Genomic DNA, 25,098 nt, shown 5'->3' with positions numbered 1-25,098 from the left:
GATCTGACAGTCAGGCGTTCCGCGCGCGGCGCAGCCAGATCATCCCGGTGACCGGCAGGATCACCGGGATGAACAGGTAGCCCATGCCGAAGTCCGACCACACCGTGGCATCGGGGAACGCGGACGGCTCCAGCAAGGTCCAGGTGCCGATGACCAGCACCCCCGCGAGCTCGGCGGCGCAGCACACCAGCGCCGCCCTGCGCGCCTTCTCCCCGCCCCGCACCAGCGAGTACGTGATGAAGCCGTATACGACGGCGGCGACGGCGGACAGCACGTAGGCCAACGGAGCCTTGTCGAAGTCCAGGATCATCTGGACGATCGAGCGGGACGCGGCGGCCACGGTGAACACCCCGTAGAACCAGACGAGTACGCGCCCGGGCCCGGTGCCGAGCTCGAACTGCGGCTTCGGGCCCGCGGGTACGGGGGAAGCGCCGGGGTCCCCGGTGCGGTCGGTGTCGGTCACGGTCAGTTTCCCCAGATGTCGTAGAGCCGTACTTCGAGCACGGCCAGCACGACCGCGCCCGCCGCCACCGTCACCGAACCCCAGCGGGTCCGCTCGCTCAGCGACAGGAAGCCCGCCGCGGGCACGGCCGCGAAGGAGCCGATCAGATAGGCGATGAAGATCGTCATGCCCTGGTCGGGCCGCTCACCCCGGGCCAGCTGCACGATCCCCACCAGCAGCTGGGCCAGCGCCAGCACGGAGACGACGGCCATCCCGATGAAGTGCCAGTCCTTCGTGGGCTGGTCCCGGTAGGCGGCGTGACCGCACCAGGCGGCGAGGGCGAGCGCGGTCACGGCGACCGCGACCGTCAGGGCGTCAAGCATGCAGTGAGGGTATTACGGACTCCAGGACCCGCCGCGTGCGGCCCCGGCCCCTCGGGCGGGCACCGGCGTCCGGACCGGCGCGGCGTCCGGACTTCGTGGCCTTGACCACAGCACGCGCCCGGCAAGGGCGGGCCGGGCACTGTGGAGGGGGTATGCCGTACCTCGTGTCACCGCAGGTCAGAGCGGTGCGCACGGGGCGCGGAACCGGAGGCCGGGCGTCGTGGGCCGACCATCCACGGCTGTCCGCTATCCGGACAGCTGGATCTTCCGGAACGGCACGTCTGTTTTACTGGGGCCCATGACCACGACGAGCTGCCGCATCCCTGCGACCGAGGCGATCACCACGCCCGGTGCTCGTTGTATGTGTCGAATGCGCGCCTTCTGAGGGCCCCCGCCTGAGCCTCGCGCCCCGAAGCGAGACCGAGCCCGCGCCGTCCGTAGCCAACGGATCGAGCCTGCCCGGGCATGTGCCGCGCCCCCGCCCACCGACGGCCCGGCCGTGCCGAGACTCCCACCGGTCGACCACGAGACCACCGAGAACAGTCTCTTCAGACGAATGCCCCGTGCCCGGCGGACACCGCGCCGTGCACTCGACAGTGACGGAACCCCCCTGTGATCACCACTTCGGGCCTCACGAAGGTCTACCAGTCACGCGGCCGTGAGGTCACGGCCCTGGACGGCGTGGACCTCCATGTCCGCGAAGGCGAGGTGTACGGCGTCATCGGACAGAGCGGCGCCGGAAAGTCCTCCCTCATCCGCTGCGTCAACCTGCTGGAACGCCCCACCGCCGGCACCGTGACCGTGGCCGGCCAGGACCTCACCGCCCTCGCGGGCCGCGGCAAGCGGGCCGGCAAGGAACTGCGCGAGGCGCGCAGCCGTATCGGCATGGTCTTCCAGCACTTCAACCTGCTGGCCTCACGCACCGTCCTCGGTAACGTCGAGCTGCCCCTGGAGATCCTCGGCGTCTCCGGCCAGGCACGCACCCGCAAGGCCCGCGAGCTCCTCGACCTCGTCGGACTCGCCGACAAGGCGAAGGCCTACCCGGGCCAGCTCTCCGGCGGTCAGAAGCAGCGCGTCGGCATCGCCCGCGCGCTGGCCGGCGACCCGAAGGTGCTGCTCTCCGACGAGGCGACCTCCGCCCTCGACCCCGAGACCACCCGCTCCATCCTGCAACTGCTGCGCGACCTCAACCAGGAGCTCGGCCTCACCGTGCTGCTCATCACGCACGAGATGGACGTCGTCAAGACCATCTGCGACTCGGCCGCGCTGATGAGGAAGGGCCGCATCGTCGAGTCGGGCACCGTCGGCACGCTGCTGGCCACGCCCGGTTCGGAGCTGGCCCACGAGCTCTTCCCCGTGGGGGGCACGGCCTCCGGCCCCGACTGCACGGTCGTCGACGTCACCTTCCACGGCGAGGCCGCGGCCCGGCCCCTGATCTCGCAGCTCTCCCGTACGTACAACGTCGACATCTCGATCCTGGGTGCCGCGATGGACACCGTCGGCGGCCGGCAGATCGGCCGGATGCGCATCGAGCTGCCCGGCCGGTTCGAGGAGAACGTCGTCCCGATCGGCTTCCTGCGCGAGCAGGGCCTCCAGGCCGAGATCGTGGACAGCGCGCCCGCCGGCACCACCGCCATCCCCGCACAGACCCCCGCCCCGCTCACCAAGGAGGTGGCGAAGTGACCTGGTCCGAAATGCAGCCACTGCTCACCCAGGGAACCATCGACACCCTCTACATGGTGCTGTGGTCCGCGGTCGTCACCGTCCTCGGCGGACTGCCGCTCGGCGTTCTGCTGGTCCTCACCGACAAGGGCGGGCTGCTCCAAAACACCGTGGTCAACAAGGTCATCGGCGTGATCGTGAACATCGGCCGCTCGCTGCCCTTCATCATCCTGCTGATCGCCCTGATCCCGTTCACCACCTGGGTCGTCGGCACCTTCATCGGCCCGTCGGCGATGATCGTGCCCCTCGCCGTCGGCGCCATCCCGTTCTTCGCGCGCCTCGTCGAGACGGCGATCCGCGAGGTCGACCACGGGCTCGTCGAAGCCGTCCAGTCGATGGGCGGGTCCATCCCCACGATCGTCCGCAAGGTCCTGCTCCCGCAGGCGCTGCCCTCGATTGTCTCCGGTGTGACCACCACCGTCATCGTGCTCATCGGCTACTCCGCGATGGCCGGCGCGGTCGGCGGCGAAGGGCTCGGCTCCAAGGCCGTCACCTACGGATTCCAGCGCTTCGACAACCAGTTCATGCTCATCACCGTCGTGCTGCTGATCGTCGTCGTGACCCTGATCCAGCTGATCGGTGACGGAGCCGTACGCCTGCTGGCCCGCCGGGGCCGCACCACCTCCTGACTTCTCCCCAAGAAGCCCGAACTCCTTGTCCGGGCGCACCACCATCACCACCGGAAAGAGGCACTCTTCGTGCGTAAGAACATCAAGATCACCGCTGCAGCCGCAGCCACCGCCGCCCTCGCCTTCGGCCTCAGCGCCTGCGGCACGGACTCCGACCCGGCCGCCAAGGGCGAGACCGGCGCCGGCGCCGACACCTCCAAGGCCCTCGTCGTCGCCGCGTCCCCGACGCCGCACGCCGACATCCTGAACTTCGTCAAGGAGAACCTGGCGGACGAGGCGGGCCTCAGGCTGGAGGTCAAGGAGTTCACCGACTACGTCCTGCCGAACACCGCCACGGAGAACGGCCAGGTCGACGCCAACTTCTTCCAGCACAAGCCGTACCTGGACGACTTCAACAAGAAGCAGAAGACGCACATCGTCCCGGTCGTCAACGTTCACCTGGAGCCCCTCGGCCTCTACTCGAGCAAGATCAAGGACGTCAAGGACATCAAGGCCGGCCAGACGGTCGCCGTGCCCAACGACACCACCAACGAGGGCCGCGCGCTCCAGCTGCTCGCCGAGAACGGGCTGATCACCCTCAAGGACGGCGTCGGAACCAGCGCCAAGCTCAGCGACATCACGGACAAGAAGGGTCTGGAGTTCAAGGAGCTGGAGGCCGCAACCGTGCCCCGCGCCCTGAACGACGTCGACGCCGCCGTCATCAACGGCAACTACGCCATCGAGGCCGACCTGAAGCCGGGCAAGGACTCGCTGGTGCTGGAGAGCGCCGACGACAACCCGTACGCCAACTTCCTCGCCGTCAAGGAAGGAAACGAGAAGGACGCCCGCGTCCAGAAGCTCGTGAAGCTCCTCAACTCCGACGAGGTCAAGAAGTTCATCGAGGACACCTACCAGGGCTCGATCGTCCCGGCCTTCGGAGTGCCCGCCAAGTCCTGACCCTCCGGGGCCACTTGCGTCACGAGCCCCGCACACCCCGACCGGGGTGTGCGGGGCTCCGCCGTGCGGACCCGGCCATGCACATCAACGGCCCGATGCTGCATGCTGTGCCTTTACACGGTCTTCGGCATGGAGCTGCGCATGAATACCACCTTCCCGTCCATCTCCATCAGCACGGACAGGTTGGTGCTGCGCCCCTTCGACATGGCGGACGTCCCCGCGTACATCGAAATGATGAACGACGAGCTGGTCACCGCCTGGACCGATGCGCCACACCCCTACACCCAGGTCGACGCGGAACGGTGGGTCCGCAGGATCGCCCCCGCCGAGCGCACCCAGGGAAACGGCATCGTCTTCGCCGTCACCGAATTCCTCACCCAGCGCCTCGTCGGCTCCGTCCGGCTCCTCAACACCGACTGGCGCACCCTGGCGGCCGAGGTCGGCTACATCACCGCCCCCTGGGCGCGCGGCGAGGGATACGCCACCGAATCCGTCCTGGCCCTCGCCGAGTGGCTCTTCCGCGACCAGGGCTTCGAGCGCATCGAGCTGCGCACGCCCGCCGACAACACCGCCTCCCAGCAGGTCGCCCAGAAGCTGGGCTGCATCAGCGAGGGAGTGCTGCGCAACGCACGGATAGCGCGCACCCGGACCGAGAACGGCACGGACGGCGGCTGGACGGACATCAGGACCGACCTGATCGTCTGGGGGCTCCTCCCGGAGGACCTCGAAGGCGTCGCCGAGCAGCTGGCCGACGCGGGCGGCTACGGCACCTACAACGACTGGAACTGAAGGCCTCCTCCGGGCTCAAGGAAGCCGCTGGCCGGCCCTTGGTACGGACCGGATACGCTCACCCTTGCTCCGCCGCTCCCGCGCAGAGCCCACGCCTGCGACACACCAGGAGACTGACGACGATGGCCGACCGGGTCACGGTGATCGGCTGGGACGGCTCGCCACTGACCAGAGCGGCCACGGCCGCGCTCTCGGCCGCCACGCTCGTCGCCGGAGCCGCCCACCACCTGGCGCTCCCCGAGGTCCCCGGGAGCGCCGAACGGATCCGCCTCGGCAGCATCGACCTGGCCGCCCGCAGGATCGCCGGCCACCGTGGCAGCGCCGTGGTCATCGCCGACGGCGATCCCGGCTTCTTCGGGGTCGTACGCACCCTGCGCGCACCCGAGCACGGCCTCGAGGTCGAAGTCGTCCCCGCCGTCTCCTCGGTCGCCGCCGCCTTCGCCCGCGCGGGAATGCCCTGGGACGACGCCCAGGTCGTCGTGGCCCACCCGCGCACCCTGCGCCGCGCGGTCAACGTCTGCCGCGCCCACCACAAGGTCGCCGTCCTCACCTCCCCGGGCGCGGGACCCGCCGAGCTCGCCCTCCTCATGGAAGGCGTCCACCGCACCTTCGTGATCTGCGAGGAGCTCGGTACCGAACGCGAACGGGTCACCGTCCTCACCTCCGACAAGACCGCCGACCACACCTGGCGCGACCCGAACGTGGTCATCGTCATAGGCGGCGGGCCCGAGAATCCCGCCACCGGCGCCTGGTTCGCCGGCCGCGAGCCGGTCCAGCCCCGGGGAGCCCGCGGCTGGGCCCTGCCGGCCGGTGCCTACGGACCCGTCGGGGCGGAGCCCGGCGAGGGCGAGTCGCCCGGCCTGCGGGCCGCCCAGTTGGCCCGCCTCGGCCCGCGCACCGGCGACCTGGTCTGGGACATCGGCTGCGGCGGCGGCGCCCTCGCCGTGGAGGCCGCAGGCTTCGGTGCGGCGGTCCTGGCCGTGGACAGCGACCCGGACGCCTGTACCCGTACGACGGCGGCGGCCAGGACCTTCCAGGTCCCGGTCCAGGTCGTCCACGGCCGGGCCCCGCACGTTCTCGAACGCCTGCCTGAGCCCGATGTCGTACGGATAGGCGGCGGCGGCGTTCCCGTGGTCACCGCCGTCGCCGCCCGGCGCCCGGAGCGCATCGTCACCCATGCCTCCACCCGGGACGAGGCCGAAGCCCTCGGGGCGGCACTCACGGAGAACGGCTACACCATCGAGTGCGCACTGCTCCAGTCCGTCGAACTCGACACCTCTGCCTGGACCGAGCGCGAACGGTCCGTCGTGTTCCTGCTCTCCGCGCTCCGTTCCGACCTCGCCCCCTGAGGTGCTCGCCACGGAGCGCGAGGTAGGCTGACCGATTGTTGTACCGCGCCCGGCCGTTCGTCGCTTCGTTCGTCAATGTCCGGAAAAGTGGCTCGTTTTGGTCCGCGGTGTGGTACGGCGAAACCGGGGGACGCGCAACGTGGCGCAGTCCACAGCGAGCCGTGGCGGAACTGCCTGTCGCGGCGGCGAACGACCGCGAGAATGTATAGCTCCGCGCGCGTTTCGTGCCGCGCGGCGAGCCCGCTCGTTCTTGTTGACGAGCACCGGCGTGCCGTGGTTCGGGCATCCCGGGCGAAGGGCCGAAGGAGCACTGACGATGGGCGAGGGGTACGCATGACTGACACCGGCCAGATCCCGGGCGAGGGACTGCCGGAGAACGCAGGCATGGTGGCGCAGCCGGGCATCCCCGCCCCGGACGCGTACGCCTACCTCGACCCCTCCGAGCACGCACCCGAGGACGAAGACCTTCTGCTGATGCCCGCGCCCCAGGGCGCGTGGAGCGACGCACCCGCCGCCCCGGCACCCGCACCGGCGCCCGCGCCGTCGGGTCTGCCCGAGCAGTCGGCAGGACAGCAGTCCGCCTTCCAGTCGCAGCACCATGCGCATGTACCGGCGCAGGGCCAGCCCCTGTACGCCGCCGAGGCGCAGACGTCCACGACCGGCACCCACGAGTCCGGAGGCCGTGACTCCGGCTCCGTCGACCTCAACGGGGTACGGATCCCGGCCCCCGCCCCGGTGCAGGCCCCCGCCCAGGTCCCCGTGGCCGCCCAGGCCCCCGCCCCGGCGCGGCGCCCACTGCACCGGGGCCCCGCCTCGGGCGACGCCCCCTCCTACGGCGGTTCGCCGAGCGGCGGCGTCGTGCGCTCACTCGCCGACCGCGGCCCGGCCGGCGCCCCGCAGAGCCCGATGCCCGCACGGCACGCCGGGCCGCCGACGACGGGTCCCGAGTACTTCGACATCCCGGCGGACGACCAGGCCCCGCTGCCGGGCCCGCAGCTGGGCGAGATCCCGCGCCAGCTCGGCGACCCGTGGGGCGCGCAGGCGCCCGAGCAGGCTTTCCGGCCCGAACCCGTACCTGCCGTTCCCGCAGAAACGGTCGCCCCGGAACAGGTCGCCCCGGAACAAGTGGCCCCGGAACCGGTGGCCGAGGCGACACCGGAGGTGCCGGCGGAGGTGCAGACCGGGATTGCCGGTCTTCCTGACGGGGTTGCTGAGGGAACTCCCCTCACGACGCCCCTCGACGCGCCGGCCGAAACTGCCGCAGCCGAGTCCATGGGGCAGTTCGTGCCCGTGGAAGGCTCCGTGCCGACGACTCCGCACCTCGCCCCGACGCCCGCTGCCCCGGCACCCGACCCCGTACAGCCGGAAGCCGGGGCTGTGACGGCCGAGGAGGCCCGGCCCGACGCGGTCGTCGACCAGGAGCCGTTCGCTGTCGCCCCGGCTGCTCCGGTCGCGTTCGCGCCCGAGGTCGCCCCGGCTGCTCCGGTCGCGTTCGCGCCCGAGGTCGCCCCGGAACCCGTGGCGCCGACCGCGCCGGAGCCCACCGCTCCTGCGGTGGCCGTCGCCCCGGTGCCGGTGGAGGCCCCCGAGCCCGAGCAGGCGGTCGAGGCGCCGGACGGCGTCGCCCCGGTCGAGCCGGTCACCTTCGCCGAACCGGCCCCCGTTGCGGAACCCGTCGCGATCGCCGAGCCGGTTGGCGCGCCCGAGCCCGAGCCGGTTGCCGCGCCGGACCCCGAGCCGGCCGCGCTCGCGACTCCGGAACCCGTCGTGGAGTCCGAGCCCGAGCTCGTCGCGGAGCCCGTCCCCGTACCGCAGGCCGAACTCCCCGTAGAGGCCGAGGCCGAACCGGGCACCGGACCGGAGATCATCGAGACTCCCGCCCTGGAGACCCCTGCCGTGGGTGCTCCGGCCACCGAACTCGCGGGCGGCGCGGAGCCCGACGCCGTGACGACGGACGCCGAGCCCCGCGGGGCCGAGGCCGTGTCCGCGGAAGCGGCTCCCGCCGGGGCCGTCTTCGTCGAAGCGGCTCCCGACGGGACCGTTGTCGCCGAGGCCGCTCCCGCCGCGGCCCCCGAGCCCGCCGAACCGCCGGCCGTGACCCCGCCCGCCCCCGGCTACGACGACGCCGAGCGCGAAGCCGTCCTCAAGGTCATGCGCGAACGCCGCGACATCCGCAACGGATTCCGCAGCGACCCCATCCCGCACGAGGTCCTGCTCCGTGTGCTCGAAGCAGCGCACACCGCACCGAGCGTCGGTCACTCCCAGCCCTGGGACTTCGTGGTCATCCGTTCCGCGGAGACCCGCCGTTCGATGCACGAACTGGCTCAGCGCCAGCGGGAGGCGTACGCCAAGTCGCTCCCCAAGGGCCGGGCCAAGCAGTTCAAGGAACTGAAGATCGAGGCCATCCTCGACACTCCGGTGAACATCGTCGTCACCGCGGATCCCACCCGCGGCGGCCGTCACACCCTTGGCCGCCACACCCAGCCGCAGATGGCCCCGTACTCCTCGGCTCTCGCCGTCGAGAACCTGTGGCTCGCCGCCCGCGCCGAGGGCCTCGGAGTCGGCTGGGTCAGCTTCTTCGACGAGCGTGAGATGGTCCGTGCCCTGGGCCTGCCCGATCACCTCGAAGTCGTCGCGTACCTCTGCGTCGGTTACGTCGACGAGTTCCCCGAGGAACCCGAGCTGATGCAGGCGGGCTGGTCCAAGCGCCGCCCGCTGTCCTGGGTCGTGCACGAGGAGACGTACGGCCGCCGTGCCCTGCCGGGCGAGGAGCCGCACGACCTGCTGCAGGACACCATCGCGAGCATCCGCCCGCTGGACGCGAAGGCGCTCGGCGAGGCCTGGGAACGCCAGAAGCGGATGACGAAGCCCGCAGGCGCGCTCGGCATGCTGGAGATCATCTCCGCCCAGCTGTCCGGACTCTCGCGGGTCTGCCCGCCGCCGGTCCCGGAGCCCGCCGCCGTCGCGATCTTCGCCGGTGACCACGGGGTGCACGCCCAGGGCGTCACGGCGTGGCCGCAGGAGGTCACGGGCCAGATGGTCGCCAACTTCCTCGGCGGCGGAGCCGTGTGCAACGCGTTCGCGGCCCAGGTCGGCGCCGAGGTCTGCGTGGTCGATGTCGGAGTCGCCTCCGACCTGCCCTCGACGCCCGGCCTCCTTCCCCGGAAGGTACGCCCGGGGACGGCCGACTTCACGACGGGCCCCGCGCTCACCCGCGAGGAGGTCCTCGCGGCGATCGAGGTCGGCATCGAGACCGCGCGGGACCTCGTGGCTGCGGGCAACAAGGGCCTCCTCACAGGTGAGATGGGCATCGCCAACACCACCGCGTCGGCGGCCCTGATCTGCGTGTACACGGGCATGGACCCGGCGGAGGTGACCGGGCGGGGCACCGGGATCAACGACGAGATGCACGCCCGCAAGGTCGATGTGGTCCGGCGCGGCCTGGAGCTGCACCAGCCCGACCCGGCCGACCCGATCGGCGTGCTGGCTGCCGTCGGCGGCCTCGAGCACGCCGCGATGGCCGGTTTCCTGCTGGGTGGTGCGTCGCTCCGCACACCCGTCATCCTCGACGGTGTGAGCGCGGGCGCGGCCGCCCTGGTCGCCCGCGCGATCGCCCCCGAGGCGCTCGCCGCCTGCATCGCCGGACACCGCAGCGCGGAACCCGGCCATGTCGCCGCCCTCAACAAGCTGGGCCTGCGCCCGCTGGTCGACCTGGACCTCAGGCTCGGCGAGGGCACGGGCGCCCTGCTCGCACTGCCGATCGTGCAGAGCGCGGCGCGCGCGATGCACGACGTGGCGACCTTCGACTCAGCCGGAGTCACGGAGAAGTAGCGGGCACCGCACCGCGGTACCGGTCCCACCCGGTGGGACCGGTACCGCGGTGCGGTGCACGATCGGGGACCGGGGACGGGCGGGAGCCCCGGTCACCGGCAGGGCGGGCAGGGGTACAGGCCCACCGCGGGCGCCCACCGGACCCCGCACCGCCCACCGACCCCCGCCCCCACCACCCCGTATCGTGGGTCCGCGACAGCCACACGTCACAGCCTCACGTCACAGCCGCTCCACCGCCGCAGCGGCCCGCAGCACACCGCACCCTGCACCCTGCACGAGGAGCCCGCACCGCCATGGCCGAGCACGACGATCACCCTGCCTACCCCGTCGGACTGCGCCTGACCGGGCGCCGCGTCGTCGTAGTCGGCGGCGGCCAGGTCGCGCAGCGCCGGCTGCCCGCCCTCATCGCGGCCGGCGCCGACATCACCCTGGTCTCCCCGTCCGCAACCCCGTCCGTCGAGGCGATGGCGGACGCCGGTGAGATCCGCTGGGAGCGCCGCCGGTACGAGGACGGCGACCTCGCGGACACCTGGTACGCCCTGGTCGCGTCCACCGACGCCGCAGCCAACGACGCCGCGTCCGCCGAGGCGGAGCGCACCCGCACCTGGTGCGTCCGCAGCGACGACGCGGAGGCGGCGACCGCCTGGACACCGGCCACCGGCCGCAGCGAGGGCATCACGGTCGCCGTCCTCACCACCACCTCGCAGGGCCGGGACCCCCGCCACTCCGCCGCGGTCCGCGACGCGATCGTCGAGGGCCTGCGCGACGGCACCCTCGCCGCCCCGCACCACCGCACCCGTGCCCCCGGCGTCGCGCTGGTCGGCGGCGGCCCGGGCGACCCCGACCTGATCACGGTCAGGGGCCGGCGCCTCCTGGCCGAGGCCGATGTGGTCATCGCCGACCGGCTCGGTCCCCGTGATCTGCTCGACGAACTCCCGCCGCACGTCGAGGTGATCGACGCGGCGAAGATCCCGTACGGCCGCTACATGGCGCAGGGGGCGATCAACCAGGCGCTGATCGACCACGCCAAGGCGGGCAAGGCCGTCGTCCGGCTCAAGGGAGGCGACCCCTTCGTTTTCGGCCGCGGGATGGAGGAGGCCCAGGCGCTGGCCGCCGAAGGCATCGCCTGCACCGTCGTCCCCGGCATCTCCAGTTCGATCTCCGTACCGGGGGCGGCCGGCATCCCCGTCACCCACCGCGGAGTCGCCCATGAGTTCACCGTGGTCAGTGGGCACGTGGCCCCCGAAGACCCGCGCTCGCTGGTCGACTGGGAGGCCCTCGCACAGCTGCGCGGCACCCTCGTCCTCCTGATGGCCGTCGACAAGATCGGCGCCATCGCCCGTGCGCTCATCTCCCACGGCAAGTCCCCCGACACCCCGGTCGCACTGGTCCAGGAGGGCACCACGGCCGCTCAGCGCAGGGTCGACGCGACCCTCAAGGACGTCGGGGAGCGAGTCGTCGCGGAGGACGTGCGTCCGCCCGCCGTGATCGTCATCGGCGCCGTCGTCGGCGTCGGCACCGGCCCGGTCACCGGTGGGGAAGCATCGTCCCGTGGCTGAACTCATCACGATCGACGACCCCGACGACCCGCGTCTGAGCGACTACACGGGCCTCACGGACGTCGAACTCCGGCGCCGCCGGGAGCCCGCCGAAGGCCTCTTCATCGCCGAGGGCGAGAAGGTCATCAGACGGGCCGCGGACGCCGGGTACGAGATGCGGTCCATGCTGCTGTCCGCCAAGTGGGTCGACGTGATGCGCGATGTCATCGACGAGGCCCGCGCACCCGTCTACGCGGTCACACCGGAGCTCGCCGAACGCGTCACCGGCTATCACGTGCACCGCGGAGCGCTCGCCTCCATGCAGCGCAGACCGCTTGCCGAGGTCGGCTCCCTCCTGGCCCCGGAGTCCGGGCACGTCCGCCGGGTGGCCGTCTTCGAGGACATCGTCGACCACGCCAATCTCGGAGCGGCCTTCCGTAACGCGGCAGCACTCGGAGTCGACGCCGTCCTCCTCACCCCGCGCTGCGCCGACCCCCTGTACCGGCGGGCGGTCAAGGTGTCGATGGGGTCCGTCTTCCTGGTCCCGTGGACCAGGCTCGGTGCATGGCCCAAGGACCTCGACCTGCTCCGCTCGGCCGGCTTCACCACGGCCGCGCTCTGCCTCAGCGAGCAGTCGATCACCCTGGACGCCCTGGCCGCACGTCGGCACGAGAGGCTCGCGCTCGTCTTCGGTACCGAGGGGGACGGGCTCACCGCCGCGGCGCTGGCCGCCGCGGACGAACACGTCCGCATCCCCATGGACGCCGGAGTCGACTCGCTCAACGTCGCCGCTGCCTCGGCCGTCGCCTTCTACGCGACGCGTCCCGTCTCCGCCTGACCGGACGGCGCCACCTGCTGATCCACGGCCGGGTACGCGTCGTGGGTCGGGGACGGCGTGCCGCCCAGCCCCTGCGAGGGGCCCTGGCAGCCCTGCGCAGCCGCGATCCCCAGCGCCACGAGCAGGGTCACGACGACGAACACGACGAGCCGCTGGCGCAGCAGCCGCGGATTGGCAGGCCGCCGCTTGCCGCTCTTCCCGGCGGAGGTCGTCCGGACCCCGGGGCGCGTGCCCGGACGGCCGTTCGTTCCGTTGGTGCCCTGCGGACGCTTCCCGGAGTGCCCGGTGCCGCGCGCCGCCTGAGGGCGTGTGCCGCCGGTACGTGGCGCAGCCGAGCGCGACGACGAGGGGCGCCCGGCCGCGGGACGGGGCGCCGGAGTGGGGCCGGCCGCCGCGCGCCGGGTGTGCTGCTCGGTGTACGGGCCGTCGAGGAGACCGGTCGGCCGGTCCAGCTCCTGCTCGGCCCGCTGGGCGGGCGGCCTGCGCTCCTGCAGTCCCTGTGCCTCGCGCGCGGCGATCTCCTTGAGCCGCATCGAGAGCTGCAGAGTGCTCGGCCGCTCCTCCGGGTCCTTCGCCAGACAGGCGCGCACCAGCGGAGCGAGCGCGTCGTGCACCTCGAAGAGATGCGGCTCCTCGTGCACCACGCGGTAGAGCATCACTTCGGAACTGCCGTGCCCGAAGGGCGAGTCGGCCGTCGCCGCGTACGCCAGGGTGGCGCCCAGCGAGAACACGTCCGTGGCGGGCGTCACCGCCGCGCCCCGCACCTGCTCGGGCGCCAGGAAGCCCGGCGAACCCACGGCCGTCCCGACATGCGTGAGCGTGCTCGCCCCGGTCGCCCACGCGATACCGAAGTCGATGATCCGGGGGCCCTTGGGGGAGAGGAGGATGTTCGACGGCTTCAGATCACGGTGAACCACCCCGGCCTCGTGCACCGCCACCAGTCCTTCGGACAGCGCCGCACCGATCGAGGCCACCTCGGCCGCCGACAGCGGCCCCTCCTCGACGACCTTGTCGTGCAGCGAAGGCCCCGGGACGTACTGCGTCGCGAACCACGGGCGGTCCGCCTCCAGATCGGCGGCCACCAGACGTGCCGTACAGCCACCGCGGATCCGGCGGGCGGCGGACACCTCGCGCGCGAAGCGCGAACGGAACTCCTGGTCCTCCGCCAGATCCGGCCGGATCACCTTGAGCGCCACCCGCTGGCCCCTGCGGTCGGAACCCAGATAGACCACACCCATACCGCCCGCACCGAGCCGCCGGTGCAGCCTGAACGAGCCGACGACACGCGGGTCCTCGCGCCGGAGCCGCATCATCGCCATCGTCTGCCCATCCCCGCTGCCGGTCCGCCTGACGAGGCACAGCTTACGTACCCGTGGCGCGGCGCGCTCAGAGGCCGCGCCCTCGCCGACCCATCGATTGTCAGTGCCCGGTGGGAGAATTGAGGAGTGGTCAGGGAGCCGGAGATCCAGGCCCTGTGACCCGTGCGAGATCTCAAAGGACCGTCGCAGAAGGGGGATTGGATCAATGAAGGGCGATCGCGTGGAGATAGTCGTGGACGCGGGAGACACGACTCGGACGTACGAGGTGGTGGCCTCCAGGGCAGGCCGCCGGGTGGAGACAGCAGTCCGTCGAGGGGTGGTCGAAGTGAGCGAAGTCACCCGAAGTGGATCAGTTGTCCGAACCGCCCGCTTCATGGCGACCAGGGTGCTCGCCCTGGTCGAACAACCGGTACCCAGGGAGGACGACTCGGAGCGTCCCCTCCGGGAAGACCCCAAGGCCTAGCGCCGCGTCTCCACCCAGGGGAGTACGCCGGATGCCGACGGCTCATCCTCCGGGAGGCCCGGTAATCGGTACGCGGGCATGACGCCCGAGGGCTTCCGCCTCCCTAATGTTGAAGTCAAGCGGCGGGCGCAGAACTCGTCCCCCGAGGTCGAACGCCCGCCGCTCCGAAACAGGTCAGGAGAGGAACCATGGCGGACACGGCAACGCGGACCATGATCCGCGCACAGGGACGCAGGGCCTACGCCTCGTTCGGTGCACGCCCGTCCGGTACGCGCCACCCCCTGGTGGCGACAGCCATGGTCCTTCCCCTGGCGGCCCTGCTCGTAGTTGTCTTCGGCGGCTGGGACGCAGTGGTCACACAAGCGTCGTCCGTGGGCGTGATGCTGGGGCGCTGAGCGGCGCCCCGGGTCCGGAAGAGCGGTCCGGACCAGGACATCCGGCCAACAACCCCGTGGGGACGGGGGTGCGGCGGACGGCAGCGTTTGTCCGGCCAGCTGGGGAGCTGGCCGGACATCGCGCTGTCCGGACCCCTTCGGGGCCGCCGGGCGACCTCCGGCCGGGCGGCCGCGCCCCGTACGCTCGTCGCCGGGACCGGCCGCAGGGCCGGCCGATCACCGCCGGGGGAGCCGAACCGATGACCACCACCCCTGTCGTACGCGTACTGGGCGACCTCGCTCATGCCGGCAGCCATGCCCGTGCCGTCGCGTGCGACTGCCCCCCGCCCCGGGTGCTCGCGGACCGCCCCGACGGAACAGTGGTCCGCAGGGGGCCGGTGGTCGCCAAGGCGCACGCCCCGGACACCGACCGGCCGGACCTGGCTGACCGTCTCGCCCTGGCCGCGGCACCGCTCCTCGCGGGCGTCCTGCTCCCGCCCCTGCCGGTCCCCGCACCCCGTCAGGCGCCGGAAACCGCGGCGCCCCCGGCCGGCTTCCTCGGGGTGACGCCCGACGGCCGCCCCGTCAGCCTCTGGCCGCACGGTGAACCCGTCGACCCCTCGGACCCCGATGCCGCTCCCTGGGAGGAGGCGGGCACCCTCCTGGCCCGGCTGCACCGCACCCCGCCGCCCCATCCGCTGCCGCCCATGCGCGGACCCGCCAAGGCCGCCCGGGCCGTCGCGCGGATGCGCGCCGCCCGGCCCGGCGACCCGGACACCGCTCCGGTCCTCGCCGCCTGGCGCGGCCTGCCCGCGTGGGCTCGTGACGAGGCGCCGTCCCGCGGGCTCCGGGCCCGCTTCGTCTGCCACGGAGACCTGCACCTCGGCCAGCTCGTCCGCCACCCGGCCCCGAACGGCCCCTGGTTGCTGATCGACGTCGACGACGCGGGCCTCGGCGACCCCGCCTGGGACCTGGCGCGCCCCGCCGCCTGGTACGCGGCAGGGCTGCTGGCGCCCGAGGTCTGGCTGCGCTTCCTGGACGCCTACCGGGCCGCGGGCGGCCCCGCCGTACGCGCCGAGGGGGACCCGTGGCCCGACCTGGACGTCGCCGCGCGCGCACTCACGGTGCAGACGGCGGCGCTCGCCTTCGCCAAGTCCGCGGCGGAGGGCCGAAGTCCGGATGCGGTGGAACAGCTGATGATCGACGCGTGTGTCCGCATTGCGTCCCTCCCGCCCGAGTTGACACCCGAGCTCTCGTCGTAGGGTGAACCGACTGCCGCCGGGCATGCATTCCGGCGACATCGAAACGACGGTGAGGAGCCGGCCCGATGATCCAGTGTCCCAAGTGCCACGCCCAGATGAACACGTACAACCGCAACGGCGTCCAGATCGAGCAGTGCACAGGCTGCCGCGGCATATTCCTCGACTACGGCGAGCTGGAGTCCCTGACCCGCCTCGAGTCGCAGTGGTCGCAGCAGGCCCCGCCCGCTCCGCCCGCCCCCCAGGCGTACCCCGCCGCCCCGCAGGCGTACCCCGCGGCCCCGGCTCCCGCGTGGGGTGCGCCGCACCAGGGCGGGCACCACGGACACCACCGCCAGAAGAGCTTCGGCCGGATGCTCTTCTCCTCCTGAACCCCTGCGGGGGCCCGGGCGCGTTGCGTCCGGGCCCGTCGCGCCCGCATTGCATACCGTCGACGAAGTTCGGTTCCTGATCTAGTCATGAGCATGATCGCTGCCTAGCGGGGCCATGCACTTCCTCGACAGGTCCCGAACTGTCGCCCCCCGGGCTGGAGCCGCTGGCTCGTGCCACCCGCCGCGCTCGCCGTGCACCTCTCCATCGGACAGGCCTACGCCTGGAGCGTGTTCAAGCCCCCACTCGAATCCGCACTCGGGCTGTCGGGCACCGTGAGCGCCCTCCCGTTCCAGCTGGGCATCGTGATGCTGGGCCTCTCCGCGGCCTTCGGCGGCACACTCGTCGAACGCAACGGTCCCCGCTGGGCGATGTCCGTCTCCCTCGTCTGCTTCTCCTCCGGCTTCCTCGTCGCCGCCCTCGGTGCGGCCACCGGCCGGTACTGGCTCGTCGTCCTCGGCTACGGCTTCATCGGCGGGATCGGGCTCGGCATCGGCTACATCTCCCCGGTCTCCACCCTCATCAAGTGGTTCCCCGACCGCCCCGGCATGGCCACGGGCATCGCCATCATGGGCTTCGGCGGCGGCGCCCTCATAGCCTCGCCCTGGTCCACGGGCATGCTCGAGAGCTTCGGTACGGACCGCTCCGGCATCGCGAGCGCCTTCCTCGTGCACGGCGTCGTCTACGCGGCGTTCTTGGCGCTCGGCGTCCTCCTGGTACGGGTGCCGCCGGAGGGCTGGCTCCCCGACGGCTGGGAGCCGAAGCAGGAAACCCGCAGGCTCGTCACCAACGCCCAGGTCTCCGCGCGCAACGCCCTGCGCACACCGCAGTTCTGGTGCCTGTGGGTAGTCCTGCGCATGAACGTCACCGCGGGCATCGGCATCCTCGAGAAGGCCGTGCCGATGATCCAGGACTTCTTCGCGGACACCTCCACCCCGGTGTCGGTCTCGGCCGCGGCGGGCTTCGTCGCCCTGCTCTCGCTGGCCAACATGGGCGGCCGTCTCCTGTGGTCCTCCACCTCGGACCTGATCGGCCGCAAGAACATGTACCGCGTCTACCTCGGTGTCGGCGCGCTGATGTACGTGATGATCGAACGGCTCGGCAACGACTCCAAGCCGCTCTTCATCTGCTGCGCGCTGGTGATCCTCTCCTTCTACGGAGGAGGGTTCGCGACCGCTCCCGCCTACCTGAGGGACCTCTTCGGCACGTACCAGGTCGGAGCCATCCACGGTCGGCTGCTGACCGCCTGGTCCACGGCGGGCGTGCTCGGTCCGCTGATCGTCAACAGGGTCGCCGACGCGGGGGAGCGCGCAGGCCACAGCGGTCCCAGCCTCTACACGACCTCGCTGACCATCATGATCGGGCTGCTCGTCGTCGGCTTCGTCGCCAACGAGTGCATCCGCCCCGTCCACCCGCGCTTCCACGAGACTCCGGAAGGGAGCAGCCCCCCGTGTCCACCAGGAGTCGTAAGCCGCTCATGGTCCTCGTCTGGCTCTGGGTCGCAGTGCCGTTCGGCTACGGGCTGTACGAACTGACCCGCAAGGCCACCCAGCTCTTCACCGGCTGACCCGCAGGACAACGACGAAGCCCCCGGTCGTCGAGACGACCGGGGGCTTCGAACGGTGCGCGATACTGGGATTGAACCAGTGACCTCTTCCGTGTCAGGGAAGCGCTCTCCCGCTGAGCTAATCGCGCAGGGTGACCCTGCGTGTACTGCGTGCGCGATACTGGGATTGAACCAGTGACCTCTTCCGTGTCAGGGAAGCGCTCTCCCGCTGAGCTAATCGCGCGGGGGTCCTTGCGGACCGGTGGACGATACTGGGATTGAACCAGTGACCCCTTCCGTGTCAGGGAAGTGCTCTCCCGCTGAGCTAATCGTCCTTGGAGGTGGAGACGGGATTTGAACCCGTGTAGACGGCTTTGCAGGCCGTTGCCTCGCCTCTCGGCCACTCCACCAGGGATGGGGGTTCGGGAAGATCCCCCACCTTCTGCGAGCGGACGACCAGGTTCGAACTGGCGACCTCAACCTTGGCAAGGTTGCGCTCTACCAACTGAGCTACGTCCGCTTGTCATTCCCGTTCGGCTTGCGCGTCCCGGTGACGTGTTGAACTCTAGCGGATTCCCGGGCCAGCACAAAAACGCGTTTGTGCAGCGTGCTGCGCTGCCTCCGCCCCGCCGCAGGTCACCGTGCACCGTTCTAGACTCACCAGAGTGCACGACCTAGCTCCCATGGCCCGCTTCGGCGGCCTCATCGCCTCAGGCCTGCAGGATGTGACCAGCGATCCTGCGGCTCTCGAATCATCCGGTTTCTGGGCCGTATCCGCCGATTTCGAGGGCCGTCTCGTCTGCGCCCGCTTCTCCACCGTACGGACCGAGCAGGTGCCCCTTCCCGTGCCCGGCGCCTGGCGTGGCCCGGCGCCGCAGGACTGGATCTCATCGCTCGACGAGGACGCGTACAAGGCCGGCGTACGGCGGATCCGTGAACACATCGCGGCGGGCGAGGTCTACCAGGCCAACCTCTGCCGGGTCCTGTCCGCACCGCTGCCCGGCCCCGTAGCCGACGTGGACGCGCTCACCGCCCTGCTGGCCCGCGGCAACCCCGCTCCCTACGCGGGGACGATCCGGCTGCCTGCCCAGGGTGTCGAGATAGCCACCGCCTCCCCGGAGCTCTTCCTGAGGCGTGAGGGCAGGATCGTCGAGTCCGGGCCGATCAAGGGAACCGGGCGGACCGAGGACGATCTGCTGGACAAGGACCACGCCGAGAACGTGATGATCGTCGACCTGGTCCGCAACGACCTGGGCCGGGTCTGCGCGACCGGCAGCGTGAGCGTCCCCGACCTCTGTGTGGTGGAGAAGCACCCCGGACTCGTCCACCTCGTCTCCACCGTGCGTGGCCGGCTGGCCGACGGCGCCGGCTGGCCGGAGCTGCTCACCGCCGCGTTTCCGCCCGGATCCGTCACCGGTGCCCCGAAGTCCAGTGCCCTGAGGATCATCGACGCCCTCGAGACAGCGCCGCGCGGTCCGTACTGCGGAGGGATCGGCTGGGTCGACGCGGACAGGGACACCGCGGAACTGGCCGTCGGCATAAGGACCTTCTGGATCGACCGCACGGGCACCGCACCCGAGCTGCGCTTCGGTACCGGAGCCGGTATCACCTGGGGATCCGACCCGCAGCGTGAATGGGCGGAGACCGAGCTGAAGGCGTCCCGGCTGCTCGCTGTAGCGTCGGGCGCCTACGAGGAGACAGGAAGGACCGCGTCATGAGGATTTGGGTCAACGGCGAGCTCCGGGACGCCGATGACGCACGGGTGTCCGTGCTCGATCACGGACTGACCGTGGGGGACGGCATCTTCGAGACGGTCAGGGTCGCCCAGGGCCGCCCCTTCGCCCTGACCCGGCATCTCGACCGGCTGACGCGCTCGGCCCGTGGCCTCGGACTGTCCGACCCCGACCAGGACGAGGTCCGCCGCGCCTCGGAGGCCGTCATCGCGGCCAATCCCACGGAGCTCGGCCGGCTGCGGATCACGTACACCGGAGGCCTCTCACCCCTCGGTTCCGACCGCGGCGACGCGGGGCCCAGCCTCGTCGTCGCCCTCGGTGAGACGTCACGCCGTCCGGACAGCACAGCCGTGATCACCGTCCCCTGGACGCGCAACGAACGCAGTGCGGTGGCAGGGCTCAAGACCACCTCGTACGCCGAGAACGTCGTCGCCCTCGCGCGCGCCCACGAGCAGGGTGCCTCCGAGGCGCTCTTCCCCAACACGGTCGGGCAGCTCTGCGAGGGCACCGGATCCAATGTCTTCGTCGTGCTCGACGGCCGGATCCACACCCCTCCCCTCACCTCCGGATGCCTTGCCGGGATCACCCGCGCACTGGCCGTGGAGTGGACCGGTGCGCAGGAGACGGAGCTGCCGCTGGACATCCTCGAAAGGGCCGAGGAGATCTTCCTGACCTCCACGCTCCGCGACATCCAGGCCGTCCACCGGGTGGACGGACGGGAGCTGCCGGGCGCGCCGGGGCCGGTTACGGCGAAGGCGATGCGGATCTTCGACGAGCGCGCGGGCGACGACCTCGATCCCTGAGCCCGTCCGGCAAAAACAGGTGACGGACCGAGGACGAGCGGATAGAACACCCCTGATGACCACGACCCTCCGGCCGACCGGGCCGATCCAGCAAGGCGCCGACGGCGCACAGGAACGCACGTACGACGTGTGCGACAACGGGCGTCCCGTCGGTTCCGTCGCCGTCTCCACCGATCCGGTGTTCGGCGCGTCGGCCGGGATAATCCGGTCGCTGCGCATCGAGGAGACGCATCGCAGGCGGGGCCGGGGCACCATCGCCGCCCTCGCCGCGGAGGAGGTGCTGCGCAGCTGGGGGTGCACCCAGGTCCGGCTGGTGGCTCCCGCGGACGACGAGGCCGCCCGGGGGCTCGGGGCCGTGCTCGGCTACACCGAGCGCAGCCGGAACATGGTCAAGGAGCTCCGGCGGACCGCACCCGCGCTCCCGGACGGCGTCACCGGGCGTCCCATGAGCGGCCAGGAATTCGCCGACTGGGCGAGCACCAGCGTGGAGACGTACGCGCAGAACTGGATCGAGCGCGGCGTCCCGGAGGAGCAGGCCCGGCGGAAGTCCGAGACCGACCACGCCACGAACCTGCCGGACGGTCTGGCCACCGAGGGCATGCACTTCCACGTGCTCGTCCACGGCGGCGACGTCATCGGCCATGTGTGGGTGGCGCGGCACGAGACACCGACGGGCGAGGCGATGGGATACGTCTTCGACGTCGAGGTCCGGGGAGAGCACCGCGGACACGGATACGGCCGTGCGCTGATGCACCGTGCCGAGGACATCACGCTCGACTCGGGGCTCGGCAGGCTCGGCCTGCACGTCTTCGCGTCCAACACCCCCGCGCTGCGGCTGTACGAGTCGCTCGGTTACGAGCCGACCCAGTACAACCTGGCCAAGGCGTTGTAGGCGGTCCTCGCGGCGGGGTGCCGGCCCGCGCCGCCGGGCGGACCCGCCGTCAGCCGCGGTCGGCCAGCAGACGGTCCGCGATCTCCTCGATCCGCTCGCGCAGCCCTTCCTGGCTCTTGCCACCGTCCAGCCGCTCGTCACCGATCACATACGTCGGGGTTCCGGTGACCCCGATGGCCTTGCCCTCGGCCTGGTCCGCGTCGACGATCAGCATGTGCCGGCCGTCGATCAGCGCGGTGTCGAACTCCTCGGCGTCCAGCCCCAGTTCACGTGCCACATCGAGCAGCACGGGCTCACCGGTACGGGCGAGGTCGGCGGTGCGGGCCAGTACCGCCTCGATGTACGGCCACCCCTTGCCCTGCTCGACGGCCTCCTCGGCCGCCTGGGCCGCGGCGTACGCGTGCTTGTGCTTCTCCAGCGGGAAGTGGCGCAGCCGGATCTCCAGCCGGTCGCCGTAGCGGGCGCGAAGGGCGTGGACGTCGGAGAGGGCCTGATGGCAGTCGGGGCACTCGAGCTCGCACCAGATGTCCAGGACGACCGGGGCTGAGGGGGTGGAATCGCTCATGGGATCAGTCTTTCAGGCCGGACCTCCGCTTCCCAATCGGGACCTGGGGAGGACCGCAGCCCTGAAATGTCCCTGATGTGGCCCGGGACCGTGGCCCCCGAGCCGCGACCGGTGCAGGATGGAAGGGACGTTTCCCGATGTGCTGGAGGCACCGATGCTTGCCGAGACCATCTGTTCCGCGGTGTCGGCGGCAGGCCTGGGCATCGCCGCGATCACCGCGTACCGCAAGCGATTCCTCGCGGCGACCAGGATCGCCGCTTACTCGCTGGTGCCCGTCGGCCTCGTGATGACCGGTGTCGTCGAGTGGTTGTCCGACATCGTGTTCAAGCCCAGCGTCTGGCTCGGCTTCGGGCTGCTCGCGCTGGCGTGGCTCCTCTTCATGACCACACGGGCGGTGGAGCGTCGCGGCGGCTCCACCCGCAGGGAACGCAAGGCCGCTCGGGCTGCGTCGCAGGGTGACGCAGTCTCCCCGGCCGCGTCGACACCCTCACTGACGTCCGCGAACACGACGGCCCGCCCGCAGCCGCAGCCGCAGGCGAAGAAGAAGCCGCAGCAGGCCGCCGCGCCCGGTGAGGACTTCAGCGACATCGAGGCGATCCTGAAGAAGCACGGCATCTGACAGGGCAATCCGGGCGCTGCGTGACACCGCCATTATGGCTGCAATATGAATCGATTCATGCGTGTGGGGGGCGTGCGCGAGCCGCTCGTCTCCGCTTCGCGTATCGGTATATTCGGGGTTGCTCCGATCCGATCTTGACGGTATCCGGGGATGGAGTTAGCGTCCCGGACGTATTGAAACAATTCATTCCTGGGCCGCAGGGCAAGGGCGACGGGCCGGCGGATCTTGCCGGATGACGTCGGCAGGACAGGGATACGCTGCGCCGACGCGCGGCGGCCGGACGCATCAGTGGGGCAGGGCAAGTGGGGCGTGTGGCAGGGATCAAGGATGTGGCCCGGCAGGCCGGAGTCTCGGTGGGCACCGTCTCCAACGTGATCAACCGCCCCGAGGCGGTGCTTCCGGACACCCGGGCCCGGGTACTGGCGGCGATCGAGGAGCTCGGTTACGTACGCAGCGAGTCGGCCAGGCAGCTCAGGGCGGGCCGGAGCCGGATCATGGCCCTGCTCGTCCTCGACATGGGCAACCCCTTCTTCGTCGACATCGCCCGCGGCGCGGAACGCGCGGCCCGGGACGCCGGTCTCGGCGTGATGGTGTGCAACAGCGGCCAGAGTCCCGAGGAGGAGGCCGAATACCTCGGGCTCTTCGCCGAACAACGCGTCTGCGGGGTGCTCGTCACCCCGGCCGACGCCACCGGCGGCAACCTCGAGGCGTTCGGCCGCCACCGGATTCCGTACGTGCTCGTGGACCGGGTCGCCCCGGGTGCCGAGACCTGCGCCGTCTCCGTCGACGACGTACGCGGCGGCAGGCTCGCCGTAGGGCACCTCGTCTCGGCGGGGCACCGTTCCGTCGCCTATGTCAGCGGCCCCGGCGACCTGCACCAGATCAGGGACCGCCGTGAGGGTGCGCTCTCCGCCCTCGCTGAGGCCGGACTCGGTCCCGAGGCCCTCATCGAGATCCCGTCCGACCGCCTGGACGTGGCGGCGGGCCGGGACGCCGGGGCACGGCTGCTCGGTCTCGTGCCGCGCCCGACCGCCGTCTTCTGCGCCAACGACCTGCTTGCCCTCGGTGTCCTTCAGTCGCTCTACGCGGCGGGCGTCCGGGTGCCGCAGGACGTCGCCATCGTCGGTTACGACGACATCGAGTTCGCCGCGGCGGCCGCCGTGCCGCTGACCTCGGTCAGGCAGCCCGCCGTGCTCATGGGCAGGATGGCGGCGGAGCTCCTTCTCGAGGAGGCGGACGACGGGGACGGCAGCCACCGGCACCGCAGTGTGGTGCTCCAGCCGGAGCTCGTCGTACGCGCGTCCAGCGCCGCTCCGCGCTGACTCGCGGGCCGCGCCCGGAGAGGGGTCCACGAGTCGTGGGCGACGGGTGCGGATGGGTGACCGGGGATCGGACGCCGGAGCGAATTCGCGCCGTACGCGGAGGGTGAACTCCCCGTGCGAAAAGGCGTGTTGATCGCCAACGGGGGTGCCTCTGCGTCATGATCGCCTCGAGATGGTGGATACATACCGGGGCGAGGCCCCCGCACCCCCTGCCGAAGAGCCGCGTGGCTGCCTCTTCGCGCTGTCCCAGCCACCCCTGATGATCTTTCTGACGGTGATCGGCAGTCTTCTGCTGATGGCCGCGCTGCATGATCTTTTCTTCCTGTGAGCGGGCATCGGCATCCGGGACCGCCGCTCCGCCCGCCACCCTGCAGGGGCCCGTCCGGCGCGTGCGGCGACGGTCAGCGCGCCGCTTCCCTGCGCCGTGCCCGGTACGCGGCGACATGGAGCCGATTACCGCAGGTGCGGCTGGAGCAGTAGCGACGCGAGCGGTTGCGGGACAGATCGACGAACGCGCGCCGGCAGTCCGGCGCCTCGCAGCGGCGCAGCCGCTCCTGTTCGCCCGCCACGACGATGAAGGCCAGGGCCATGCCGCAGTCGGCCGCGAGATGGTCCGAGACGGAGGCGTCCGGCGCGAAGTAGTGGACGTGCCAGTCGTAGCCGTCGTGGTTCGTGAGTTGCGGGGTGGTGCCCGCGGCGGCCACCAGCCGGTTGACGAGATCGGCGGCAGTACGGGCGTCGGGCGCCGCGAACACCTCCGCGAACAGGCTCCGCACGTCCCGTACGGCGCGCAGGTCCTTCTCGCCGAGCTCGCCCACGCCGCTGATGAGATGGCGCTCCGCGAAGTCGTAGAGCGCATCGACGTCGGGGAGCCCGTCGGCCGGCTCGCTCTCCGGCGCGGTGTTCACCAGATCGACCACCGTGTCGAGGGCGATCCGGGTGTCGTGTGGGATCAGCACGCTTCGCTCCCTGGCCTCCGGCGGGCGGGTGCCCGCCGATGCCGGGTGACTCTACTGGCTCGGCGAAGGCGCCACGGGCCCGGCAGGGACTTACGGGCGAGCGGGAGGGCCTTTGCCGGTCGGACGAGCCGCCGGAGCGCGTGACGGCCGCCTGGCGGCTCTGGTGGTCACATGGCGGTCACTCGTGAGTCGCTTCGGTACCTGTGGGGCGTGTGGGACGCGTGGGGTCGCCAGGACGGGACCGGAACCGTCGGTCGTGGGGGACCGTGACCGAGACCGCCGGTTCCCGGGACCGCGAGACCGAAGCCGTCGCAACCGAGGGACGCGCAGTAAGGAATCCCGGTGCCCCGGCGCGCGCCGACGCCGTCGCCGCGGTGGGTTCCGCGGCGACGGCGCCGGTGTCTGCCGTATGAGGTTG

General features: G+C 71.5%; 24 protein-coding genes and 5 tRNA genes. 19 read left to right on the top strand and 10 right to left on the bottom strand.

Translation table 11 applies throughout. The features are described 5' to 3' along the window. Positions 1-10: 10 nt before the first annotated feature. Together OG844_RS06535 and OG844_RS06530 are read right to left on the bottom strand one after the other, a co-directional pair. Positions 11-463 carry a hypothetical protein gene (locus tag OG844_RS06535; protein WP_406388718.1) on the bottom strand — a complete coding sequence of 151 codons (453 nt, stop codon included), beginning with the start codon at positions 461-463 and terminating at the stop codon, positions 11-13. A 2-nt stretch (positions 464-465) separates the two neighbouring features. Beyond that, a complete protein-coding gene (locus tag OG844_RS06530) occupies positions 466-825 on the bottom strand; it encodes a hypothetical protein (RefSeq protein WP_406388716.1) in 360 nt (119 codons plus the stop codon). A gap of 612 nt (positions 826-1,437) precedes the next feature. Here OG844_RS06530 and OG844_RS06525 point away from each other — a divergent pair. The 8 genes from OG844_RS06525 (at position 1,438) to OG844_RS06490 (ending at position 12,457) form a co-directional block, all read left to right on the top strand. Beyond that, a complete protein-coding gene (locus OG844_RS06525; RefSeq protein ID WP_406388714.1) occupies positions 1,438-2,508 on the top strand; it encodes a methionine ABC transporter ATP-binding protein in 1,071 nt (356 codons plus the stop codon). Continuing rightward, complete coding sequence (locus OG844_RS06520) at positions 2,505-3,176, top strand: methionine ABC transporter permease (RefSeq protein WP_406388712.1); 672 nt, start codon at positions 2,505-2,507, stop codon at positions 3,174-3,176. Before OG844_RS06525 ends, OG844_RS06520 begins: the two co-directional genes overlap by 4 nt. Positions 3,177-3,245: 69 nt before the next feature. Beyond that, positions 3,246-4,112, top strand: coding sequence for a MetQ/NlpA family ABC transporter substrate-binding protein (locus tag OG844_RS06515; protein WP_406388710.1), 867 nt, complete (start codon positions 3,246-3,248; stop codon positions 4,110-4,112). A gap of 102 nt (positions 4,113-4,214) precedes the next feature. After that, on the top strand, positions 4,215-4,901 hold the full coding sequence (locus OG844_RS06510) for a GNAT family N-acetyltransferase (protein ID WP_406388708.1): 687 nt from the start codon (positions 4,215-4,217) through the stop codon (positions 4,899-4,901). 122 nt (positions 4,902-5,023) lie between these two features. Then, entirely contained in the window at positions 5,024-6,250 is a 1,227-nt protein-coding gene (gene cbiE, locus OG844_RS06505) for a precorrin-6y C5,15-methyltransferase (decarboxylating) subunit CbiE (RefSeq protein WP_406388706.1), read from the top strand. Between the two features lie 333 nt (positions 6,251-6,583). Beyond that, entirely contained in the window at positions 6,584-10,081 is a 3,498-nt protein-coding gene (gene cobT / locus OG844_RS06500) for a nicotinate-nucleotide--dimethylbenzimidazole phosphoribosyltransferase (RefSeq protein ID WP_406388704.1), read from the top strand. Positions 10,082-10,374: 293 nt separating this feature from the next. Further along, positions 10,375-11,640, top strand: a complete 1,266-nt coding sequence (gene cobA, locus OG844_RS06495) for a uroporphyrinogen-III C-methyltransferase (RefSeq protein WP_406388702.1) — start codon at positions 10,375-10,377, stop codon at positions 11,638-11,640. Further along, positions 11,633-12,457 (top strand): TrmH family RNA methyltransferase, encoded by an 825-nt coding sequence (locus OG844_RS06490; protein ID WP_406388700.1) that lies wholly within the window; start codon positions 11,633-11,635, stop codon positions 12,455-12,457. The genes cobA and OG844_RS06490 overlap by 8 nt, the downstream gene beginning before the upstream one ends. Here the strand turns inward: OG844_RS06490 and OG844_RS06485 are convergent. Continuing rightward, on the bottom strand, positions 12,430-13,776 hold the full coding sequence (locus OG844_RS06485) for a serine/threonine-protein kinase (RefSeq protein WP_406388699.1): 1,347 nt from the start codon (positions 13,774-13,776) through the stop codon (positions 12,430-12,432). The genes OG844_RS06490 and OG844_RS06485 overlap by 28 nt on opposite strands. A gap of 205 nt (positions 13,777-13,981) precedes the next feature. Between OG844_RS06485 and OG844_RS06480 the strand changes: the two genes are divergently transcribed. The 5 genes from OG844_RS06480 (at position 13,982) to OG844_RS06460 (ending at position 17,776) form a co-directional block, all read left to right on the top strand. Beyond that, on the top strand, positions 13,982-14,239 hold the full coding sequence (locus tag OG844_RS06480; RefSeq protein ID WP_329212876.1) for a hypothetical protein: 258 nt from the start codon (positions 13,982-13,984) through the stop codon (positions 14,237-14,239). Positions 14,240-14,427: 188 nt separating this feature from the next. Continuing rightward, the gene (locus OG844_RS06475; protein ID WP_329212877.1) at positions 14,428-14,634 is read left to right on the top strand and encodes a hypothetical protein; all 207 of its coding nucleotides are present in this window, start codon (positions 14,428-14,430) and stop codon (positions 14,632-14,634) included. 239 nt (positions 14,635-14,873) lie between these two features. Further along, the gene (locus OG844_RS06470) at positions 14,874-15,875 is read left to right on the top strand and encodes a phosphotransferase (protein WP_406388698.1); all 1,002 of its coding nucleotides are present in this window, start codon (positions 14,874-14,876) and stop codon (positions 15,873-15,875) included. A gap of 65 nt (positions 15,876-15,940) precedes the next feature. Further along, on the top strand, positions 15,941-16,243 hold the full coding sequence (locus OG844_RS06465) for a zf-TFIIB domain-containing protein (protein ID WP_406388696.1): 303 nt from the start codon (positions 15,941-15,943) through the stop codon (positions 16,241-16,243). Positions 16,244-16,414: 171 nt separating this feature from the next. Then, the gene (locus OG844_RS06460) at positions 16,415-17,776 is read left to right on the top strand and encodes an OFA family MFS transporter (RefSeq protein WP_406388694.1); all 1,362 of its coding nucleotides are present in this window, start codon (positions 16,415-16,417) and stop codon (positions 17,774-17,776) included. An 88-nt stretch (positions 17,777-17,864) separates the two neighbouring features. On the opposite strand, the gene OG844_RS06455 is transcribed toward OG844_RS06460, so the two are convergent. The 5 genes from OG844_RS06455 to OG844_RS06435 all read right to left on the bottom strand — a co-directional run bounded on the left by OG844_RS06455 (position 17,865) and on the right by OG844_RS06435 (position 18,307). Beyond that, positions 17,865-17,936: transfer RNA gene (locus OG844_RS06455), tRNA-Val, on the bottom strand. 23 nt (positions 17,937-17,959) lie between these two features. Then, positions 17,960-18,031: transfer RNA gene (locus tag OG844_RS06450), tRNA-Val, on the bottom strand. Positions 18,032-18,050: 19 nt separating this feature from the next. Beyond that, positions 18,051-18,122, bottom strand: a tRNA-Val gene (locus tag OG844_RS06445). 1 nt (position 18,123) lies between these two features. After that, positions 18,124-18,197 (bottom strand) — tRNA-Cys (locus tag OG844_RS06440). A 37-nt stretch (positions 18,198-18,234) separates the two neighbouring features. Then, positions 18,235-18,307: transfer RNA gene (locus OG844_RS06435), tRNA-Gly, on the bottom strand. Between the two features lie 163 nt (positions 18,308-18,470). Here OG844_RS06435 and OG844_RS06430 point away from each other — a divergent pair. The 3 genes from OG844_RS06430 to OG844_RS06420 are packed head-to-tail and all read left to right on the top strand — an operon-like array spanning position 18,471 to position 21,215. Further along, complete coding sequence (locus OG844_RS06430; RefSeq protein ID WP_406396021.1) at positions 18,471-19,505, top strand: chorismate-binding protein; 1,035 nt, start codon at positions 18,471-18,473, stop codon at positions 19,503-19,505. Then, positions 19,502-20,323: an aminotransferase class IV gene (locus tag OG844_RS06425; RefSeq protein ID WP_406388693.1), complete on the top strand. Its 822-nt coding sequence runs from the start codon at positions 19,502-19,504 to the stop codon at positions 20,321-20,323. The genes OG844_RS06430 and OG844_RS06425 overlap by 4 nt, the downstream gene beginning before the upstream one ends. Before the next feature lie 55 nt (positions 20,324-20,378). Next, positions 20,379-21,215: a GNAT family N-acetyltransferase gene (locus tag OG844_RS06420; protein ID WP_406388692.1), complete on the top strand. Its 837-nt coding sequence runs from the start codon at positions 20,379-20,381 to the stop codon at positions 21,213-21,215. A gap of 49 nt (positions 21,216-21,264) precedes the next feature. Here the strand turns inward: OG844_RS06420 and OG844_RS06415 are convergent, their stop codons facing one another. After that, positions 21,265-21,780, bottom strand: coding sequence for a DsbA family protein (locus OG844_RS06415; RefSeq protein ID WP_406388691.1), 516 nt, complete (start codon positions 21,778-21,780; stop codon positions 21,265-21,267). A 154-nt stretch (positions 21,781-21,934) separates the two neighbouring features. Here OG844_RS06415 and OG844_RS06410 point away from each other — a divergent pair, with 154 nt between their 5' ends. The 3 genes from OG844_RS06410 (at position 21,935) to OG844_RS06400 (ending at position 24,049) form a co-directional block, all read left to right on the top strand. Continuing rightward, positions 21,935-22,399 (top strand): hypothetical protein, encoded by a 465-nt coding sequence (locus tag OG844_RS06410; RefSeq protein ID WP_406388690.1) that lies wholly within the window; start codon positions 21,935-21,937, stop codon positions 22,397-22,399. 311 nt (positions 22,400-22,710) lie between these two features. Beyond that, positions 22,711-23,721 carry a LacI family DNA-binding transcriptional regulator gene (locus OG844_RS06405; protein ID WP_406388689.1) on the top strand — a complete coding sequence of 337 codons (1,011 nt, stop codon included), beginning with the start codon at positions 22,711-22,713 and terminating at the stop codon, positions 23,719-23,721. 172 nt (positions 23,722-23,893) lie between these two features. Continuing rightward, on the top strand, positions 23,894-24,049 hold the full coding sequence (locus tag OG844_RS06400; protein ID WP_406388688.1) for a hypothetical protein: 156 nt from the start codon (positions 23,894-23,896) through the stop codon (positions 24,047-24,049). 73 nt (positions 24,050-24,122) lie between these two features. Here the strand turns inward: OG844_RS06400 and OG844_RS06395 are convergent, their stop codons facing one another. Further along, positions 24,123-24,680 (bottom strand): CGNR zinc finger domain-containing protein, encoded by a 558-nt coding sequence (locus OG844_RS06395; protein ID WP_329212887.1) that lies wholly within the window; start codon positions 24,678-24,680, stop codon positions 24,123-24,125. Positions 24,681-25,098: the final 418 nt, after the last annotated feature.

The sequence above is a fragment of the Streptomyces sp. NBC_00887 genome (assembly GCF_045207585.1).
The sequence above is the reverse complement of the archived record's forward strand: the minus strand, read 5'-3'. Positions and strand labels throughout refer to the sequence as shown.

Excerpts from the sequence above, each read along its gene's own strand:
- OG844_RS06410 (WP_406388690.1), top strand. The coding sequence starts at position 21,935 with ATGCTTGCCGAGACCATCTGTTCCGCGGTGTCGGCGGCAGGCCTGGGC.
- OG844_RS06480 (WP_329212876.1), top strand. The coding sequence starts at position 13,982 with ATGAAGGGCGATCGCGTGGAGATAGTCGTGGACGCGGGAGACACGACT.
- cbiE (WP_406388706.1), top strand. The coding sequence starts at position 5,024 with ATGGCCGACCGGGTCACGGTGATCGGCTGGGACGGCTCGCCACTGACC.
- OG844_RS06420 (WP_406388692.1), top strand. The coding sequence starts at position 20,379 with ATGACCACGACCCTCCGGCCGACCGGGCCGATCCAGCAAGGCGCCGAC.
- OG844_RS06470 (WP_406388698.1), top strand. The coding sequence starts at position 14,874 with ATGACCACCACCCCTGTCGTACGCGTACTGGGCGACCTCGCTCATGCC.
- OG844_RS06485 (WP_406388699.1), bottom strand. The coding sequence starts at position 13,776 with ATGGCGATGATGCGGCTCCGGCGCGAGGACCCGCGTGTCGTCGGCTCG.
- cobA (WP_406388702.1), top strand. The coding sequence starts at position 10,375 with ATGGCCGAGCACGACGATCACCCTGCCTACCCCGTCGGACTGCGCCTG.
- OG844_RS06475 (WP_329212877.1), top strand. The coding sequence starts at position 14,428 with ATGGCGGACACGGCAACGCGGACCATGATCCGCGCACAGGGACGCAGG.
- OG844_RS06430 (WP_406396021.1), top strand. The coding sequence starts at position 18,471 with ATGGCCCGCTTCGGCGGCCTCATCGCCTCAGGCCTGCAGGATGTGACC.
- OG844_RS06530 (WP_406388716.1), bottom strand. The coding sequence starts at position 825 with ATGCTTGACGCCCTGACGGTCGCGGTCGCCGTGACCGCGCTCGCCCTC.
- OG844_RS06415 (WP_406388691.1), bottom strand. The coding sequence starts at position 21,780 with ATGAGCGATTCCACCCCCTCAGCCCCGGTCGTCCTGGACATCTGGTGC.
- OG844_RS06465 (WP_406388696.1), top strand. The coding sequence starts at position 15,941 with ATGATCCAGTGTCCCAAGTGCCACGCCCAGATGAACACGTACAACCGC.
- OG844_RS06425 (WP_406388693.1), top strand. The coding sequence starts at position 19,502 with ATGAGGATTTGGGTCAACGGCGAGCTCCGGGACGCCGATGACGCACGG.
- OG844_RS06400 (WP_406388688.1), top strand. The coding sequence starts at position 23,894 with ATGGTGGATACATACCGGGGCGAGGCCCCCGCACCCCCTGCCGAAGAG.
- cobT (WP_406388704.1), top strand. The coding sequence starts at position 6,584 with ATGACTGACACCGGCCAGATCCCGGGCGAGGGACTGCCGGAGAACGCA.
- OG844_RS06510 (WP_406388708.1), top strand. The coding sequence starts at position 4,215 with ATGCTGTGCCTTTACACGGTCTTCGGCATGGAGCTGCGCATGAATACC.